This window comes from Acinetobacter sp. LUNF3 (genome assembly GCF_022699605.1).
GTDB classification, from domain to species: domain Bacteria; phylum Pseudomonadota; class Gammaproteobacteria; order Pseudomonadales; family Moraxellaceae; genus Acinetobacter; species Acinetobacter johnsonii.
In genome coordinates, this window is sequence record NZ_CP093968.1 from 938,229 (window position 1) to 954,402 (window position 16,174).

General features: G+C 42.0%; 13 protein-coding genes, 1 tRNA gene and 1 pseudogene. 3 read left to right on the forward strand and 12 right to left on the reverse strand.

Going from position 1 to position 16,174, the window contains the following annotated elements:
* Window positions 1–212: 212 nt before the first annotated feature.
* The 3 genes from MN200_RS04555 to fahA are packed head-to-tail and all read right to left on the reverse strand — an operon-like array spanning window position 213 to window position 2,753.
* Entirely contained in the window at window positions 213–788 is a 576-nt protein-coding gene (locus MN200_RS04555) for a VOC family protein (protein ID WP_005005954.1), read from the reverse strand.
* A gap of 21 nt (window positions 789–809) precedes the next feature.
* Complete coding sequence (maiA, locus tag MN200_RS04560) at window positions 810–1,448, reverse strand: maleylacetoacetate isomerase (RefSeq protein WP_242760160.1); 639 nt, start codon at window positions 1,446–1,448, stop codon at window positions 810–812.
* A gap of 21 nt (window positions 1,449–1,469) precedes the next feature.
* Window positions 1,470–2,753: a fumarylacetoacetase gene (gene fahA / locus MN200_RS04565; RefSeq protein WP_242760161.1), complete on the reverse strand. Its 1,284-nt coding sequence runs from the start codon at window positions 2,751–2,753 to the stop codon at window positions 1,470–1,472.
* Window positions 2,754–2,970: 217 nt separating this feature from the next.
* Here fahA and MN200_RS04570 point away from each other — a divergent pair, with 217 nt between their 5' ends.
* Window positions 2,971–3,759: an IclR family transcriptional regulator gene (locus MN200_RS04570; RefSeq protein ID WP_168158404.1), complete on the forward strand. Its 789-nt coding sequence runs from the start codon at window positions 2,971–2,973 to the stop codon at window positions 3,757–3,759.
* 252 nt (window positions 3,760–4,011) lie between these two features.
* On the opposite strand, the gene MN200_RS04575 is transcribed toward MN200_RS04570, so the two are convergent.
* From MN200_RS04575 to MN200_RS04595, 5 genes are all read right to left on the reverse strand, one after another.
* A complete protein-coding gene (locus tag MN200_RS04575) occupies window positions 4,012–5,238 on the reverse strand; it encodes an amino acid aminotransferase (protein ID WP_168158403.1) in 1,227 nt (408 codons plus the stop codon).
* Window positions 5,239–5,267: 29 nt separating this feature from the next.
* Window positions 5,268–6,668 (reverse strand): amino acid permease, encoded by a 1,401-nt coding sequence (locus MN200_RS04580; protein WP_004981288.1) that lies wholly within the window; start codon window positions 6,666–6,668, stop codon window positions 5,268–5,270.
* Between the two features lie 164 nt (window positions 6,669–6,832).
* A complete protein-coding gene (hppD, locus tag MN200_RS04585) occupies window positions 6,833–7,894 on the reverse strand; it encodes a 4-hydroxyphenylpyruvate dioxygenase (RefSeq protein WP_058952181.1) in 1,062 nt (353 codons plus the stop codon).
* A gap of 681 nt (window positions 7,895–8,575) precedes the next feature.
* Window positions 8,576–8,651: transfer RNA gene (locus MN200_RS04590), tRNA-Arg, on the reverse strand.
* Between the two features lie 79 nt (window positions 8,652–8,730).
* A complete protein-coding gene (locus MN200_RS04595) occupies window positions 8,731–10,083 on the reverse strand; it encodes an amino acid permease (RefSeq protein ID WP_004694612.1) in 1,353 nt (450 codons plus the stop codon).
* Window positions 10,084–10,425: 342 nt separating this feature from the next.
* On the opposite strand from MN200_RS04595, the gene prpF reads away from it, so the two are divergent.
* Window positions 10,426–11,616: a 2-methylaconitate cis-trans isomerase PrpF gene (gene prpF, locus MN200_RS04600; RefSeq protein ID WP_195729017.1), complete on the forward strand. Its 1,191-nt coding sequence runs from the start codon at window positions 10,426–10,428 to the stop codon at window positions 11,614–11,616.
* A gap of 316 nt (window positions 11,617–11,932) precedes the next feature.
* Window positions 11,933–12,844, forward strand: coding sequence for a farnesyl diphosphate synthase (locus MN200_RS04605; protein ID WP_242760162.1), 912 nt, complete (start codon window positions 11,933–11,935; stop codon window positions 12,842–12,844).
* 140 nt (window positions 12,845–12,984) lie between these two features.
* Here MN200_RS04605 and MN200_RS04610 read toward each other — a convergent pair whose 3' ends face one another.
* The 4 genes and pseudogenes from MN200_RS04610 to MN200_RS04625 all read right to left on the reverse strand — a co-directional run bounded on the left by MN200_RS04610 (window position 12,985) and on the right by MN200_RS04625 (window position 16,041).
* Complete coding sequence (locus MN200_RS04610; protein WP_058869115.1) at window positions 12,985–13,842, reverse strand: SPFH domain-containing protein; 858 nt, start codon at window positions 13,840–13,842, stop codon at window positions 12,985–12,987.
* A 14-nt stretch (window positions 13,843–13,856) separates the two neighbouring features.
* A complete protein-coding gene (locus MN200_RS04615; protein ID WP_004694603.1) occupies window positions 13,857–14,330 on the reverse strand; it encodes an NfeD family protein in 474 nt (157 codons plus the stop codon).
* A 97-nt stretch (window positions 14,331–14,427) separates the two neighbouring features.
* Window positions 14,428–15,345, reverse strand: a complete 918-nt coding sequence (locus tag MN200_RS04620) for a patatin-like phospholipase family protein (RefSeq protein ID WP_242760163.1) — start codon at window positions 15,343–15,345, stop codon at window positions 14,428–14,430.
* A 65-nt stretch (window positions 15,346–15,410) separates the two neighbouring features.
* Window positions 15,411–16,041 (reverse strand): annotated as a pseudogene (locus tag MN200_RS04625) (1-acyl-sn-glycerol-3-phosphate acyltransferase).
* Window positions 16,042–16,174: the final 133 nt, after the last annotated feature.

Here is a 16,174-nt window from a genome sequence, read left to right on the forward strand (position 1 = left end):
ATACGGAGGAGGACGGAAATAGAATTCGCCGTGAAGCAAATGGAAAGCAATTATTGATGATTGATAGGAGATTTAAGGTGCTCTAAATAGCTAATTAAAATAAGAAAACCTATCTATTTAAATCAGAAAAGCAGCCGAAGCTGCTTTGCGTTTTTTTATCATCGTTGAAGTTGCCTCTAAGGCATTCACCATCAGCACAACTTCCGCCAGACTTAAGCGTCTACTTTGGCGGTACGAGAGTTATGGCTTAATTCATCTGCATGTAGGAAATGCGTATGCTGCGGCGCGCGTTTGGTTTTGCTCCATTCTTCCAGCATGTCATATTTCATTTGTTCAGTAATCATGGCAATTTTTTGTGGCGCTTTTTCATCGTCATAGGCCAGTTCCAAACGATGGCCATTTGGATCAAAGAAATAAATTGAGTGGAAAATACCATGATTGGTAATGCCCAAGACCTCTATGCCATTGGCTTCTAGATGTTCTTTCGCATCAATCAGTGCCTGACGGTCTTTGACTTTGAGTGCAATGTGCTGCACCCATTTTGGGGTGTTTTCATCGCGGCCCATTTCAGGCTGGGTTGGCAGCTCAAAGAAAGCCAGCACATTGCCGTTTCCTGCATCTAGGAAGAGGTGCATATAGGGATCAAAGGCTTTGGTTGAAGGGACATGGTCTTCAGCAAAAGCGAGAATGAAATCCATATTTAGATTTTTTTTGTACCATTCCACCGTTTCTTTGGCATCTTTACAACGATAGGCCACGTGGTGAATTTTTTCAATTTGAATGGTCATTTTTATATCCTTATAAAAAACTTAAGCGGCTTCAGGTTGCATTTCAGGTGCAGCGTGTTGAAATTCTTCTAAAGTGTTGCAATGGGTGTAGATCGAACAAATTTTTGGATAGTCCGATAAATCAAGATTAAAACGTAGCGCGTTATAGACTTGTGGAATCAGGCAGCAATCCGCTAGGGTCGGCTGACTGCCGAAACAGAATTTGCCATTTGACTGTTCCAGTTGTGCTTCAAGGGCTTTAAAGCCCGTTAAAACCCAGTGTTTATACCAAGCTGTTTTCTGCTCATCACTTATTTCCAATGTACCCGTCAGATACTGAAGTACCCGTAGGTTGTTGAGTGGGTGGATGTCGCAGGCGATACTTAAACTAAATGCACGGATCAAAGCACGCTGCTGCAAGTCTTGAGGGAGCAGGGCCGTATCTGGGAATTTTTCTTCTAAATATTCAAGAATACTTAGCGATTGGGTCAGAACAAACTCCTGCTCTGCCCATGTGGGCACCAGCTCACTTGCATTGAGCTCACGGTAGCTTTCACTATGCTGTTCACCGCCATTATTGACTAAGTGGACAGGTACATGTTCAGCAGTCAGACCTTTTAAATTCAGGCCAATACGAACTCGGTAAGCCGCAGAACTACGAAAATAGGTATACAGTTTCATCAGCAACATCCTAGTCTGCAATTATTGGGTAAAACCAAAATCCACTGCTGGCAGAATTTTGCCACTGACTTCACCAAAGCCAATCCGTAAATCATCTTTTTCGCAATAGCCTTTTATAATGACGGTATCGCCGTCTTGAATGAAGTTACGCTGTTCGCCATTTGATAGCATTAAAGGTTTGGTGGCATTCCATGTGATTTCGAGCAATGAACCATAAGAATCTGGAGTTGGTCCTGAAATGGTCCCTGAACCCATCAAATCACCGACCTGCAAGTTACAGCCCGAAATCGTATGATGTGTGAGCTGCTGAGCCATGGACCAGTACATATATTTAAAGTTGGTTTTGCAGATCACATCACTTTTGTCGTCATTCTCAGGCTGAATTTCTACCGAAAGATGAATGTCATAGCTGTTGCTGCTGTTGTCTTCACGTAGATAAGCCAAAGGTTTCGGCTCTTGTTCAGGAGAACTGGTTTTAAATGGCTCAAGTGCTTCCAGCGTCACAATCCAAGGTGAAATGGACGACGCAAAAGTTTTGGCATTAAATGGGCCAAGTGGCACGTATTCCCATTGTTGCAAGTCACGTGCAGACCAGTCATTAAACAGCACCATACCGAAAATATGATCCCAAGCGTTTTCAATTGAAACAGGTTGACCCAGTTGACTTGATTTGCCTACGATAAAACCAGTTTCCAGTTCAAAGTCGAGTTTACGACAAGCAGAAAATACAGGACGTTCTGAATCTGGCAGCTTGATTTGTCCTGATGGACGGACAATATCTGTACCACTCACAATGACCGAACTGGCACGACCGTTATAACCAACAGGGAGTTCTGACCAGTTGGGCAGCAGCGCATTTTTCGGGTCACGGAACATGCAACCGACATTGGTGGCATGTTCTTTAGACGAATAGAAATCGGTATAGCCTGAGATGTGTACAGGCATATGCATTTTAACGTCTGATTGTTTGAAGAAAACCTGATCACGCAGGGCCTGATTGTCACGAAGTTCAGGATTATCTGCGGACAACAAAACTTGTAATTCAGCGCGGACCTTAGACCAATTGGCTTGACCTGATTCAATAAACAAATTCAGTGTCGGCTGATTAAAGAGCAGTTTGCCATCTGCCACTTTGCAATAACCATGCGCTTCCAGTACCGCCAGATCAATTACCCATTCTCCCAGTGCTACGCCAGCACGGGCCTGCGAATTGTGTTTTTCACTAAAAATGCCATAAGGCAGGTTTTCTAGCGGGAAATCTGAATGTGCAGCAATTTCAACAAATGACTTCAAGCGTTTGCTCATGGATATTGATCCTTTCCGTGGAAAATTTAAGTTCTAGATAGAATCATACTTATATTTTAAAATTACGCAATAAATAATTTATTTATTAATAGTGTAAATTGTTGAGCTATACTCCTCTGAATGAGAGAGTCAGGTTTAGATGGCTCACATTTTTGATTTAAGTAGTACAATTCACCAATGGAGTTATGACAACTAATGCAGCTAGCAGGGTAAAGCGATGAGTGTTGAGGAAGAAAAAATACAGGGAGGGGTTCAGTCTCTGGAAGTTGGATTAACCGTATTAGATGCATTAACTGCACATAATGCACCGATGATGTTAAAAGAGCTGTCCGAAGTTTTATCCATGCATCCAGCCAAAGTACACCGTTATGTGGTGAGTTTGATTCGTAAAGGCTATGCTCAGCAATTAACGGATGGGCGTTATAGTCTAGGTGAGCGCGCACATGCTTTTGGGGTGAATGCACTCAAACGAACAGATATGTTGGAATTAAGCCAGCGTTATATTCAGGACATTCAGCAACATCTGAATTGCAGTATTCATGTCAGTAAATGGTTTGCCGATGGCGCGGTCGTGGTTCAGTCTCTAGAATCTAACCATGTCTTTAATATTATTACCCGAGTCGGTTCACGCATGCCGCTGCTGAAATCTGCGACAGGGCGCTTGCATGCCTGCTATCAGTCTGAGCACATCATCAAGCCATTATTGGAAAAAGAATGGGAAAGTAGCGTTAAGTCAGAGCAGTATCCTGCAAATTGGGAAGATTTTTTAGAGCTGAAAGCGAAAATCCTGAGTCAAGGTTATGCTTCAGTCACAGGAGATATGATGGCTGGGATCAATGCGATTAGTATTCCAGTCTTTAATTTCACGCAGCAACTGGATCATGTCATTACTTGTATTGGCACAGAAGATCAGTTACCCGAAGGACAAATGCAGCAAGCAACTGATTATGTACTTGGCGTACAGCGTCAGATCGATGCTTTATTTCATCCCGCCGCTGCCATATAAAAGCGTCGATGACATTGAAAAGATGAATTAAGTTTTAAATCCACCCTTTGGTGGATTTTTTTATTGGGCTGTGGAGCTTGGTAGTCGAAATATTTGATTTTTTTTGCCGCACTGTTTAAAAGAAACGGGGTATGAAATAGATAGCTAAGCTGAAACCCGTAGACTTAGGTTGCCTTGATTCAAGTTCTGAAAAATAACGATAAAAAAGGCTTCTGACCCTAGAGTGAGAAGCCTAAGTAAACATGATATATCTTAAGCAAGCATAGACTCAGCGGAGCTTGCCGCTTTAAGCACAGTCGCCATCGACTCAGCCACATAATCAATATTGTTTAAATTCAGGCCAGCAGTACACATACGGCCGCTGCGGACTAAATAAATACCATAATCGTGTTTCAGCAAATCGACCTGTTCTGCACTTAAGCCTGTATAACTAAACATGCCTTGTTGCTGGGTCAGATAGCTAAAGTCCATATCTGGTAGCGCTTGACTAAGTTTGTCTTCAAGTAAGCGACGCATCAGTAGAATGCGCTGACGCATTTCTTCTAATTCAGACTGCCATAGCTGAGACAACGCTGCGTCATTTAATACCTGACTCACCAATAACGCACCGTTAGCTGCTGGGCTAGAATAAATGCGACGGACTGTCGCTTTAAGCTGACCCAATACATTTTGGGCAATGTTTGCGTCATCACAGACAAAGCTTAAGCTACCAACGCGCTCGCCATATAAGGAAAAGATCTTGGAAAAAGAATGGCTGACAATAAAGTTCATACCAGACCGATCTAGCGCATGGATCGCATAAGCATCTTGTTCCAAGCCTTGACCAAAACCTTGATAGGCCATGTCCAAGAAAGGAATCAAGTCATTTGCTTTTAGAACCTCAATTACTTGATCCCATTCATGAGGTGCTAAATCTGCACCTGTCGGGTTATGACAGCAAGGATGCAGTAGTACGATACTTTGAGCAGGTAGCTGCCTTAAGGTATCTAGCATCGCCGTTAGATTTACGGCATGGGTGTCCGCATCATAATAAGGGTAGAAATGGGTTTGAACACCAGCGCCATTAAAGATCGCGATATGGTTTTCCCACGTCGGCTGACTGACCCAGATTTCGGAGTGCGGAAAGTATTTGTTCAAGAAGTCTGCACCCACTTTGAGAGCACCAGAACCACCCAAAGTCTGAATGGTGACGACGCGTCCTTGCTGACGGGCAGGGCTAGCCTGACCGAAAATGAGTTCTTGTGCAGCCTGATTAAAGCTCTTGAGCCCATCCATCGGCAAATAGACTCGGACTTTGTCATAGTCAGGAATTAAATGTGTATAGGCTTTTTGAACCGACTGTAGCTGCGGCACGATATTATCTTCATTATAATAAAGTCCGATACTGAGATTGACCTTATTCTGGCGTGCATCTTTGCTGAATTCCTCCATCAGAGAAAGAATCGGGTCACCTGCATAGGCATCAATATGTTGAAACATGAATACATCCTAATATGATAAATACGATATTACGCTTCTGGTAAGGAAGTGATTTTACTTTTTTCAAGCAACGCAACATGATCTTCTTGCTTCCGTTTAAAGAGGTAAGCCGTCAGTAAAATCGCGATCCAGACAGGAATCATGAGAACTGCAATTTGCATATCTGGGCTACGACTCATAATGAGCAGAATACTCGCCATGAAGGCAATACATAAATAATTGGTAAATGGATAGGCCACACTTGGAAAGTGAGTTTTTACCTGCATGCGATTCATGGCTTTTTTAAACTTTAAATGTGTATAAGAAATCACGACCCAGTTAATCACAATAGCCGCTACGACCAGCATCATGAGTAAGTTAAATGCTTTTTCAGGAAATAAATAGTTAATCAGAACACATATTAAAGTAAAGAAAGCTGAAACCATAATGGCATTTACAGGAATACCACGCGGATTAATTTTGCTTAAAAATTTTGGGGCATTACCTTGTTGTGCTAGTCCAAGCAGCATTCGGCTGGTACAGTAATTGGTGCTGTTATAGACAGAAACAGCCGCAGTCAAAACCACAAAATTCAAAACAGCGGCCACGGTCTGGCTGCCTAAAGAGTCGAAAATCAATACAAAAGGACTACCGCCTTCAGCCATCATATTCCATGGATAAAGTGACAAAATTACGACTAGGCTCAAGATATAAAACAACAAGACGCGGTAAACAATTTGATTGACGGCTTTTGGGAGGGTTTTTTGAGGGTTATCTGTCTCTGCTGCTGCAATACCTACCAGTTCAATTCCACCGAAAGCAAACATAATCATGGCCATAGCCATCACTAAACCTGTAATACCATTGGGGAAGAAGCCACCAAGCTGCCATAAATTTTGTAAGCTAGACTGGCTATGACCACTACCGCTAGCCAACAAGTAACTACCAAAAGCAATCATGGCAATAATTGCCACGACCTTAATGATGGCTAGCCAAAACTCCATTTCACCAAATAATTTCACGTGCAGTAAATTAATGACATTAATGAAAATAAAGAAACCCAAAGCAGAAACCCACGTTGGAATATCAGGCCACCAGTAATGGATATAGAGGCCGACAGCACTGAGTTCAGCCATACACACTAAAATATTGAGTACCCAATAATTCCAGCCAGACATAAAGCCCGCAAATTTGCCCCAGTATTTATAAGCAAAATGACTAAAAGAACCACTCACGGGTTCATGCACAATCATTTCACCGAGTTGGCGCATCATGAGAAAGGCAATTAGGCCTGCGATGGCATAGCCTAAAATAACAGAAGGTCCTGCGAGTTTGATGGTTTGTGAAATACCGAGGAATAGCCCCGTGCCGATAGAACCACCGAGGGCGATGAGCTGAATATGACGATTACTTAAACCTTTTTTCAGGTTTCCTTGTTCAATATGCTGCATTTTTATTCTTCATCCATGTGAGATAAAGCCCTGAACCATGATGATGTTTAGTTATTTTTATATTGTCATCGGAGCAGACTTTAATTTTACGAGTATAGTTCTTGCGCAAAAGTTAAATTTCCCTGTACATAAAACTATATGTACAGGGAAATTCTAGAAATCGTTTAAGCTTTAGATACATCTAAAACGCCACGTTTAATTTGGTCGCGTTCAATCGACTCAAATAGCGCTTTAAAGTTGCCTTCACCAAAACCGTCGTCATCTTTACGCTGAATAAATTCAAAGAAGACAGGGCCTAACATATTTTGAGAGAAAATTTGCAAGAGGAGACGTTTATTACCGTCTTTAGTATTGCCATCCAGCAAAATGCCACGTTTTTGTAGCTCATCAGCAGGTTCGCCATGGTTAGGCAAACGTTCATCTAGCATTTCATAATAGGTATTGGGTGGAGGTGTCATGAATTTGGCACCTAAAGCTTTGAGTTTGTCCCAAGTGCTGATTAGATCATCACAAATGAAGGCAATATGCTGAATACCTTCACCGTTAAATTCATTGAGGAATTCAGCAATCTGACCATTTCCTTTATCCGAATCTTCATTCAGCGGAATACGGATTTTGCCATCTGGCGCCGTGAGTGCCTTGGACGTCAGGCCAGTATATTCACCTTTAATATCGAAGTAGCGAATTTCTTGGAAGTTGAAAATCTTTTCATAGAAATCAGCCCAATACTGCATACGGCCTTTATACACATTATGGGTCAAATGGTCGATTTCATATAAACCTGTGCCGACAGGATTGGATGCTACATCATCAAAGAAGATGAAGTCATTTTGGTAAATGTCACAATCGACAAGGAAAATAGGAGAGCCGCCAATCCCTTTAATTGCTGGGATATTCAGCTCCATCGGACCAACTTGGTTGTAAATTGGTTCTGCACCAATTTCTATCGCCTTTTTAAATGCCTTTGCCGCATTCTTGGTGCGGAAACCCATTGCACAGGCAGAAGGGCCATGTTCTTTATAGAAATAAGCTGCATACGATTCAGGCTGATAATTTAGAATGATATTAATCTTGCCCTGACGCCATAAATACGCATTTTTCGACTTATGCTTTGCCACTTTGCTGAACCCAATGGTTTCAAAGACCGCATCTAGCTGACCATCTTCAGAAACAAATTCAATAAATTCGAATCCACACAGTTCTAATGGGTTGGCTAATTCATTCATACAACGTCCTCATTTCTTTTTTAAGCAATCCTATTGCTTATCTTTTTAACGATTCCTTTCAGAGCCAACGGACTGGTCGCTACAATTTTAGAGCGAGAGAGACAAATCCGTTTGTCTGACATGGGCACCTGTTCTGCAGCATTCTCAATGTTGAGTGAACAAGTGTAGAAGTTTTAATTCATCATACTTGATCCAGATTATTATTCAATACGTAATTTAATTACGTAATAAATAAAATTGGTAAATGATTGACATATAAATTAAATTAATATTATTCATAAAAATATTTTTTAAAATAGGGCGCTTTGTTATACCAAGATTTCAGGATGAAATCTGTGCTATAGGACTAAAATAGAAGGGAAAAATTGTGTATGAAATTTGGCTCATTCAGTGCATCTATTGAGAACAGCTATTTGAAAATGAAACAGCCAAGCAACTGATTTGATAACGAAAATTAATTGTAAAAGATCAAGAACAGTTTGACTTACTAAAACCTGATTTGAAAACCCAGATGTAGGTGTCGCCGCGAGCGAGTTTGATTACGCTGAATTTTTTGCATCAGCTTGAGCGGCTGTTGAATCAGCGTCCAAGTTTGAGAGGGGATTATTAGTATCTGGGCGCGGTGAATCGAATTTTTAGTGTTTATGATTAGGCTTAGAGAGATTGAAAACAACCATAAAATGGTGCGCTCTGCGGGACTCGAACCCACGTCGGTCGCTTAGGAGGCAACTGCTCTATCCAGTTAAGCTAAGAGCGCAAAAGTGGGGTTAATGTAGCTGATTTTACTCAAAAAAAATAGTTATTGCCGAAACAATAACTATTTAAAAATGAATATTTTATGCTTTTCTATACAGAATTTTGTATAGAACGAACATTAATACGATCCAGATTGGAATCATGATCACAGCGCCGCTTAAACCTTGAGTCCACATGATGTAAAGCACTACAGCAATAAATCCAAGCACAAGGTAGTTACTGAAAGGCGACCAAAGTGCAGGAAATAATGGTTTTTTTGCTTCGCTTTTCATGGCCTTCATAAATTGAAGATGAGTTAAGCTGATCATGGCCCAGTTCAATACCAAAGCACCAACAACAATATAAATTAAGTTGCTGAGAGCATCTTCTGGCGCAAAATAATTCAATAGTACACAACCGAAAATCAGTAAAGCAGAGAACAAGACTGCTGGAATTGGCACACCTTGTTTATTGGTTTTACTGAATATTTTAGGTGCATTGCCTTGCTGTGCTAAACCAAACAACATGCGGCTGTTAGCATACATACCACTGTTATATACAGAAAGTGCTGCAGTCAAGATAATAAAGTTAAGCAAATGCGCAGCCCAACCAATACCTAATTGACTGAAGATCATTACAAATGGGCTCTTATCTAAGCCGCCAAGTTGCAATTCATTCCAAGGTACAAGCGATAACAAAATGGTCAATGAACCCACATAGAAAATGAGGATACGGAATACCACTTGGTTGATTGCTTTCGGAATTGATTTTTGTGGGTTATCAGCTTCTGCTGCAGCCATACCAATCAATTCAATACCGCCAAAGGCAAACATGAGGAAGGCAAGCATATAGAAGAGGCCTTCAACGCCATGCGGGAAGAAACCGCCATGTGACCAAAGATTGCTAAATGAAGCCGTGGAATCTGCGCCTGCCGTAGCCAAAAGATAAAGACCAAATACAATCATAGCGACGACGGCCGTGACTTTGATAATAGCTAGCCAGAACTCTGATTCACCGTAAAACTTCACATTACCTAAATTGACTAAGGTAATGATAACAAAGAAGGTTAAAACAGATGCCCATGCAGGAATATGAGGCCACCAGTAGTTGATATACTTCGCAACAGCGGTCAGCTCGGTCATGGCTACTAGAACATATAGAATCCAGTAGTTCCAGCCTGCAAGAAAGCCTGCAAATTTGCCCCAGTATTTGTTTGCAAAATGACTAAAAGAACCTGCAACAGGTTCTTCAACGATCATTTCCCCGAGTTGACGCATGATTAGAAACGCAATTAAACCGCCAATTGCATAACCCAAAATAATGGATGGGCCAGCAGATTCAATCACATGTGCGGAACCTAAAAATAAGCCAGTACCAATTGCGCCGCCCATGGCAATCAATTGAATATGACGGTTCTTTAAGCCACGCTGAAGTTGAGACGACTCTTTATTCAAGTTATTTCAGCCCGACAATGGATAAGTGTTTCCGATTGTAATAGATCGCGAAGAAATCGCATAGTAGCTCAAAATTCATGAAAAAAAGTTATTATTCATATGAAAAATAATATGTAATAAGTTGTAAATAAAAAACATACGAATCAATATATTAATTTTATTTAAATTATAAAATCGGGAATTTTATTTGGAAACCGGACGTTCACAAATGGTTTTTTTTTATACTTGCTTAGACTAAAGTCCTGTACGTTACGCATGGATATTGAAAAAAGGTATGATGAACCAAAGTTAAATCAGCATGCTTGACTTAACACAATGATAAATATGAAGGATTCAATAAAAATGAGTTTTGCACCGCAAATAAAAATTCCAGCAACGTATATGCGTGGAGGGACCAGTAAGGGCGTATTCTTTAAATTAGATGACCTCCCAGAAGCTGCGCAACAGGCTGGACGCGTTCGAGATCAGTTATTGCTCCGTGTAATTGGTAGCCCTGATCCTTATGCAAAGCAGATTGATGGCATGGGTGGTGCAACATCGAGTACCAGTAAAACGGTGATTTTAGCGAAGAGCCAACAGCCCGAACATGATGTCGATTATTTGTTTGGACAAGTGTCGATTGATCAGCCTTTTGTCGACTGGAGCGGAAACTGTGGCAATTTAACTGCGGCAGTAGGTTCATTTGCGATTTCAAATGGTTTGGTCGATGCTGCACGTATTCCAGAAAATGGCATCTGCACAGTCCGCATTTGGCAGGTGAATATTCAAAAAACCATTATTGCACACGTACCTATTACGCAGGGCCAAGTTCAAGAAACAGGTGATTTTGAACTTGATGGCGTGACGTTCCCAGCTGCAGAAGTGCAAATTGAATTTTTAGATCCAGCCGATGATGGTGAAGATGGTGGTGCCATGTTCCCAACAGGGAATTTGGTTGACACTTTAGAGGTTCCAGAGATTGGTCGCTTTCAAGCAACGTTTATCAATGCAGGTATTCCGACCATTTTCTTAAATGCAGAAGACATTGGCTACACGGGGAGTGAATTACAAGACGCAATTAATGGCGATGCCAAAGCTTTAGCGCGCTTTGAAACCATTCGTGCCCATGGTGCAAAACAGATGGGGCTGATTCAAGATATTTCTGAAGCTGCCAGTCGTCAACACACGCCTAAAATTGCTTTTGTTTCTAAGCCAAAACAATATGTCTCGTCGAGTGGTAAAACCATTACAGAGAAAGACACCGATTTATTGGTTCGTGCCCTTTCTATGGGTAAATTACACCATGCGATGATGGGGACTGCTGCTGTTGCTATTGGTACAGCTGCAGCCATACCGGGAACCTTGGTCAATTTGGCTGCGGGAGGTGGAGCACGTGAAGCCGTTCGTTTTGGTCATCCTTCAGGGACCTTACGTGTGGGAGCGCAAGCGATACAAGAAAAGGGTCAGTGGGTAGTGAAAAAAGCTGTCATGAGTCGTAGTGCTCGCGTGTTGATGGAAGGTTGGGTGCGTATTCCAGCGGAAAGCTTGGAGTAGTGCTATGTAAAAGCCTCTCTCTGTGGAGGCTTTTTTTATGTCAACTCTAGGTCTGTGATAAGAAGGCTAAAAATAACTAAGAGCATGAGCAGTGAATTTTAGAGCTTGATTGCTTGTGTAATGGTTGCTTGAAATAGTAGAAAAGTCATTCTTATCACCTCGTCTGCAAAAATTAATAGAATACTGTGCCTTGTTTGTGCTTTCGGCATAGAGAAAGCGGGCAGAAAGCAGTATCATGCCAACAGATCATTTCAAATGATCAGCTCAGGCAAACTGAGCACCAGATTAATTTATCCTATTGTTATTCGAGGCGAATGTGTCAGCACTAACCGACGTATCAGCAAATGCACTCCAACAGGCTCAACAACGTATTCACGATGATTTATTGACTGCACTTGATGCTTTTTCAATTCCGGAACCGTTAAAGAGTGCTGTGCATCATGCGGTCATGTTAGGTGGAAAACGTGTGCGTCCTGCGCTGTGCTATGCCACGGCACATTTAAATCCAAACAATAATGCAGCTGCCGTGCGCCGCGCCGCTGTAGCTGTGGAACTGATTCATTGTTATTCCTTGGCACATGATGATTTGCCGTGTATGGACAATGATCTTTTGCGTCGTGGTCAGCCGACCTGTCACGTGGCTTATGGTGAAGATACAGCGTTGCTTGCGGGCGATATCTTACAGTCCATGGCATTTGAAATTTTAGGTAGTCGACTGTTTGATGCTGGCCCAGTGGTTGATCAGGGTATTGTACTGAAGCAGATGCAAATTTTAGCGACAGCGAGCTCTAAAATGGTGTGTGGGCAAGTCCTTGACCTACAAGCCGAAGGTAAACGTGTCGATCAGGCTGCACTTGAAAATATCCACCGAAATAAAACGGGTGCATTGATTTCTGCTGCGGTGATGATGGCCGCGGTGACTGTATTTGACGGTTGCGATCAAGCGATTCCTAAGTTACGCGAATATGCACAGGCAATTGGTTTGGCTTTTCAGGTGCAAGACGATATTTTAGATATCATTTCAAATACAGATGTACTGGGTAAAACCGCAGGGAAGGATGAGCAAGTCGAAAAATCGACTTATCCAGCCTTAATGGGACTTGAGGCTGCACAAGACTATGCCAAGACTTTGCATGATCAAGCCTTTGCTGCTTTGGCTTATTTCCCAACGGATGCGGCAGCAGAACTGAATCAGATTTCACAGTTTTTATTGGTTCGCCAAAGCTAAGTTTCAGTGTTTAGATTAAAAAAGAGGACATAGCGTGTCCTCTTTTTTAATGCTTGTTCCTTAGAGGCTTGAGTTTTTTCACAATGCCAATAAAAAAGACAGCTCGAAAGCTGTCCTCATTCAATCAAACCAAGCATCAGTTAGATGTCTTTACGTCCCATAACACCGCGGATGGTACTTAAAATATCGGCTGGTAACACCACTGTTTTAGCATTGTTCGATTTAGACATGTCTTGCATCGCTTTGACATATTGTTCACCCAACAAGTAAGCCACAGGAATTTCCTTGTCGCCCACAGCAGAAGTGACCATTTCAATGGCACGCTGAGAAGACTCTGCTAAGACCACTTGCGCTTCTGCGTCACGGCGAGACGCTTCTAAACGGCCGTCAGCCTCTAAAATCGCGGCTTGTTTTTCACCGTCTGCTTTGGTCACGGTCGCACGACGTTGACGCTCAGCCGCCGCTTGAGCTTCCATTGCGGCTTGCATGGTTGAAGATGGTTGAATGTCTTGAATTTCAACGGTTTTTAAGGTGATGCCCCAGTCTGAAATATCATCCGAAATGGCTGCTTTAAGTTTGGCTTTAATGTGATCACGAGACGAGAGCGCATCATCAAGATCCATTTCACCAACGATTGAACGCAGTGACGTTTGCACTAAGTTTTGAATGGCCCATGTATAGTTTTCAATTCCATAAACGGCATTTACAGGCGTGGTGATGTTGATGTAGGCCACTGCATTCATGAGCAAAACGGCATTATCGCGGGTAATCACTTCTTGAGAGGGAATGTCTAATACAATGTCTTTGGTCGTCACTTTATAAGCCACTTCATCGACATAAGGAATCACAAAGTTGAGACCTGGACTCAACGTGGTATGGTATTTACCCAGACGTTGCACGATCCATTTATAACCTTGTGGAACAATACGGACACCTTTAAAAATGGTGACAGCGGCAAAAGCCAAAATTGCTAAAACGACAATAAATCCACCAGACATATGTTAACTCACTTTTATCTATTTTCGTTGGTTGAGAGATGTGCTTTGACCATTAAATCATTACCCAGTATTTCAACGACACGAACTCGGTCGCCGACGTGGACTTTATCTAAAGTACGACAGTTCCATTCATCTGAACCGAGTACTGGAATGGGGAAACGAACGCGAATGTGTTCACTTTCAGGACTCGCTTGAATCACCATGCCAATTTGACCGATGGTTGCTTCGCGAGACAGTCCTGCTTTGGTTTTGTCAGTCGAAAGCGGTTTAATAAATTTAAACCAAAGTAAAGTGCATAAAATCGACAAAATAATCCACGTCACAAACTGCGTGGTAACACCCATCATGGGGAACATCCAGTACAAAATACCGACCATAATGGCCGCAATACCGAACCACAATGCGGCAAAAGCAGGCAGAATCAGCTCTGATAACATTAACAGAACGCCCAATACAAACCAGTGCCAAGGTTCAAAAGCAAATTCCATACATCTACTCATATATTCGTTATAGGGATATAGATGCAGAAGCATCTATATCAATTTAGCAGATGAATAAGTCTTTGAATATTAAAAATCAAATTTTTTAGAATTTGGCTTTGGGCGCAGGTTTAAAAGCAGCTGGGGTCTTTTTAAAATCGCCTATGGCTTTTTCGATCGATTTAATTTTGAGCTGCGCGGCTTTTTCACCTTCTAAAATAGATTGATTGCTAGCTTTTAAGTCTAAAGTACCTAGGTGGCCAACTTTGGGTTGAATCACTACAGTTGCTTGGCTTAGCTCTTCATTGATGCTTTGCTGCCCCATAATATTAATGGTCTGATCGAGCAAACCCCACATATTCAGTGGCTTGTTTCCAACGGGACGGGCTGAAATATCAACCGCAATTACAATATCCGCGCCCATGTCCTTGGCTGTTTTGACTGGAATTGGGCTAACAAGGCCACCATCGACATATTTGGTTCCACCAATCACCGCAGGGACAAAAACGTTCGGAATACTACAGGATGCTCGAACAGCTTGGCCCGCATTGCCTTTAATAAAGTCGGCTTTTCGTCCTGTATCCAGACGGGTAGCGACTGCAGCGAAGCGGATAGGGAACTGTTGAATCGGTTTGTTGCCGACGTGTTTGTTGACATAGTCTTGTAGCTTTTGGCCTTGAACAAACCCTTGGGAGTTGAGGGTTAAGTCTCGAATGTCCGATTCTTTTAAGGTCAAGGCAATTTGCTGAAGTTGGAAAGGCGTTTTACCACTGGCATAGATACTGCCCACAAAACTTCCCGCACTGGTTCCCGTGACAATTTTAGGTTTAATACCATGAGACTCTAAAACTTTAAGCACCCCAATGTGTGCAAAACCTTTGGCACCGCCACCGCCGAGTGCAATCGCAATCACAGGTTCACGAGCTTGAATGGGAGTAGTTGTTGGTGTTTTCTTTGATGCAAGATCACATCCTGCCATAGTCAGTGTGAGTGCACCAATCAGAGATAAACGAGCAAAATTCATGGTCAAAAATACTAAAACGCAAAACAAATAATGGTGCACATCTCAGCAGATTCGACCTTGATTTACTAGCTATTTTTTAAGCGTTTTTGTAAAGGCTTGGCCAACCATTTTGGGTTCTTGGCTGAAAATTTGCCGATATACAGATCTAAAATATGTTCTAGGTCTTGCTCAAAATGCCCTGTGGGATGAAAACACGCCCAAGCAGTGGATAGTTTTTTGCGCATAGTCAAAGGAAAACATCACAATTGGAATCTGTGCACCATACGCAATGCGATAAAAGCCACTACGGATGGCTTCGGCTTGCTTACGTGTGCCTTCAGGCGCCATACCGACCCAAATTTTTTCTTTGCTGTGAATAATATCGATAATATTTTGGGTTAACCCTTGAGCATGGGTACGATTGACTGGAATGACGCCAATCCACTCAAGTAACGGTTTCAGTGGGGTATGAAACAAACTGTTCTTGCCAAAAATGGTGATTTGCAGGCCTAAGCCCAATAGAGCCGTAAAGCCATGCCATGCATCGATATTTGAGGTATGCGGTGAAATAATTGCTACCGCTTTAGGTAGATTGGGAAATTTGCCAACAAAGCGCCAACCTTGCGCCAAATAAAGCTGCTTAAAAATAGCGCGAGTGAATGCAGATGAGTTACGACTTGGAACTTGATCTGGTAGCTCTGGAAAATATTGGTTCATTGTTATTATACTCAATCGACCAAGATGTATATGATCTCATCATAAGCACTGATCGGCTTGAATTCATTGGCAAAAAAAGTGAAGGGATAGCGATCTAAGATGAACATTTTGACCAATCCATGTATATAGGAAC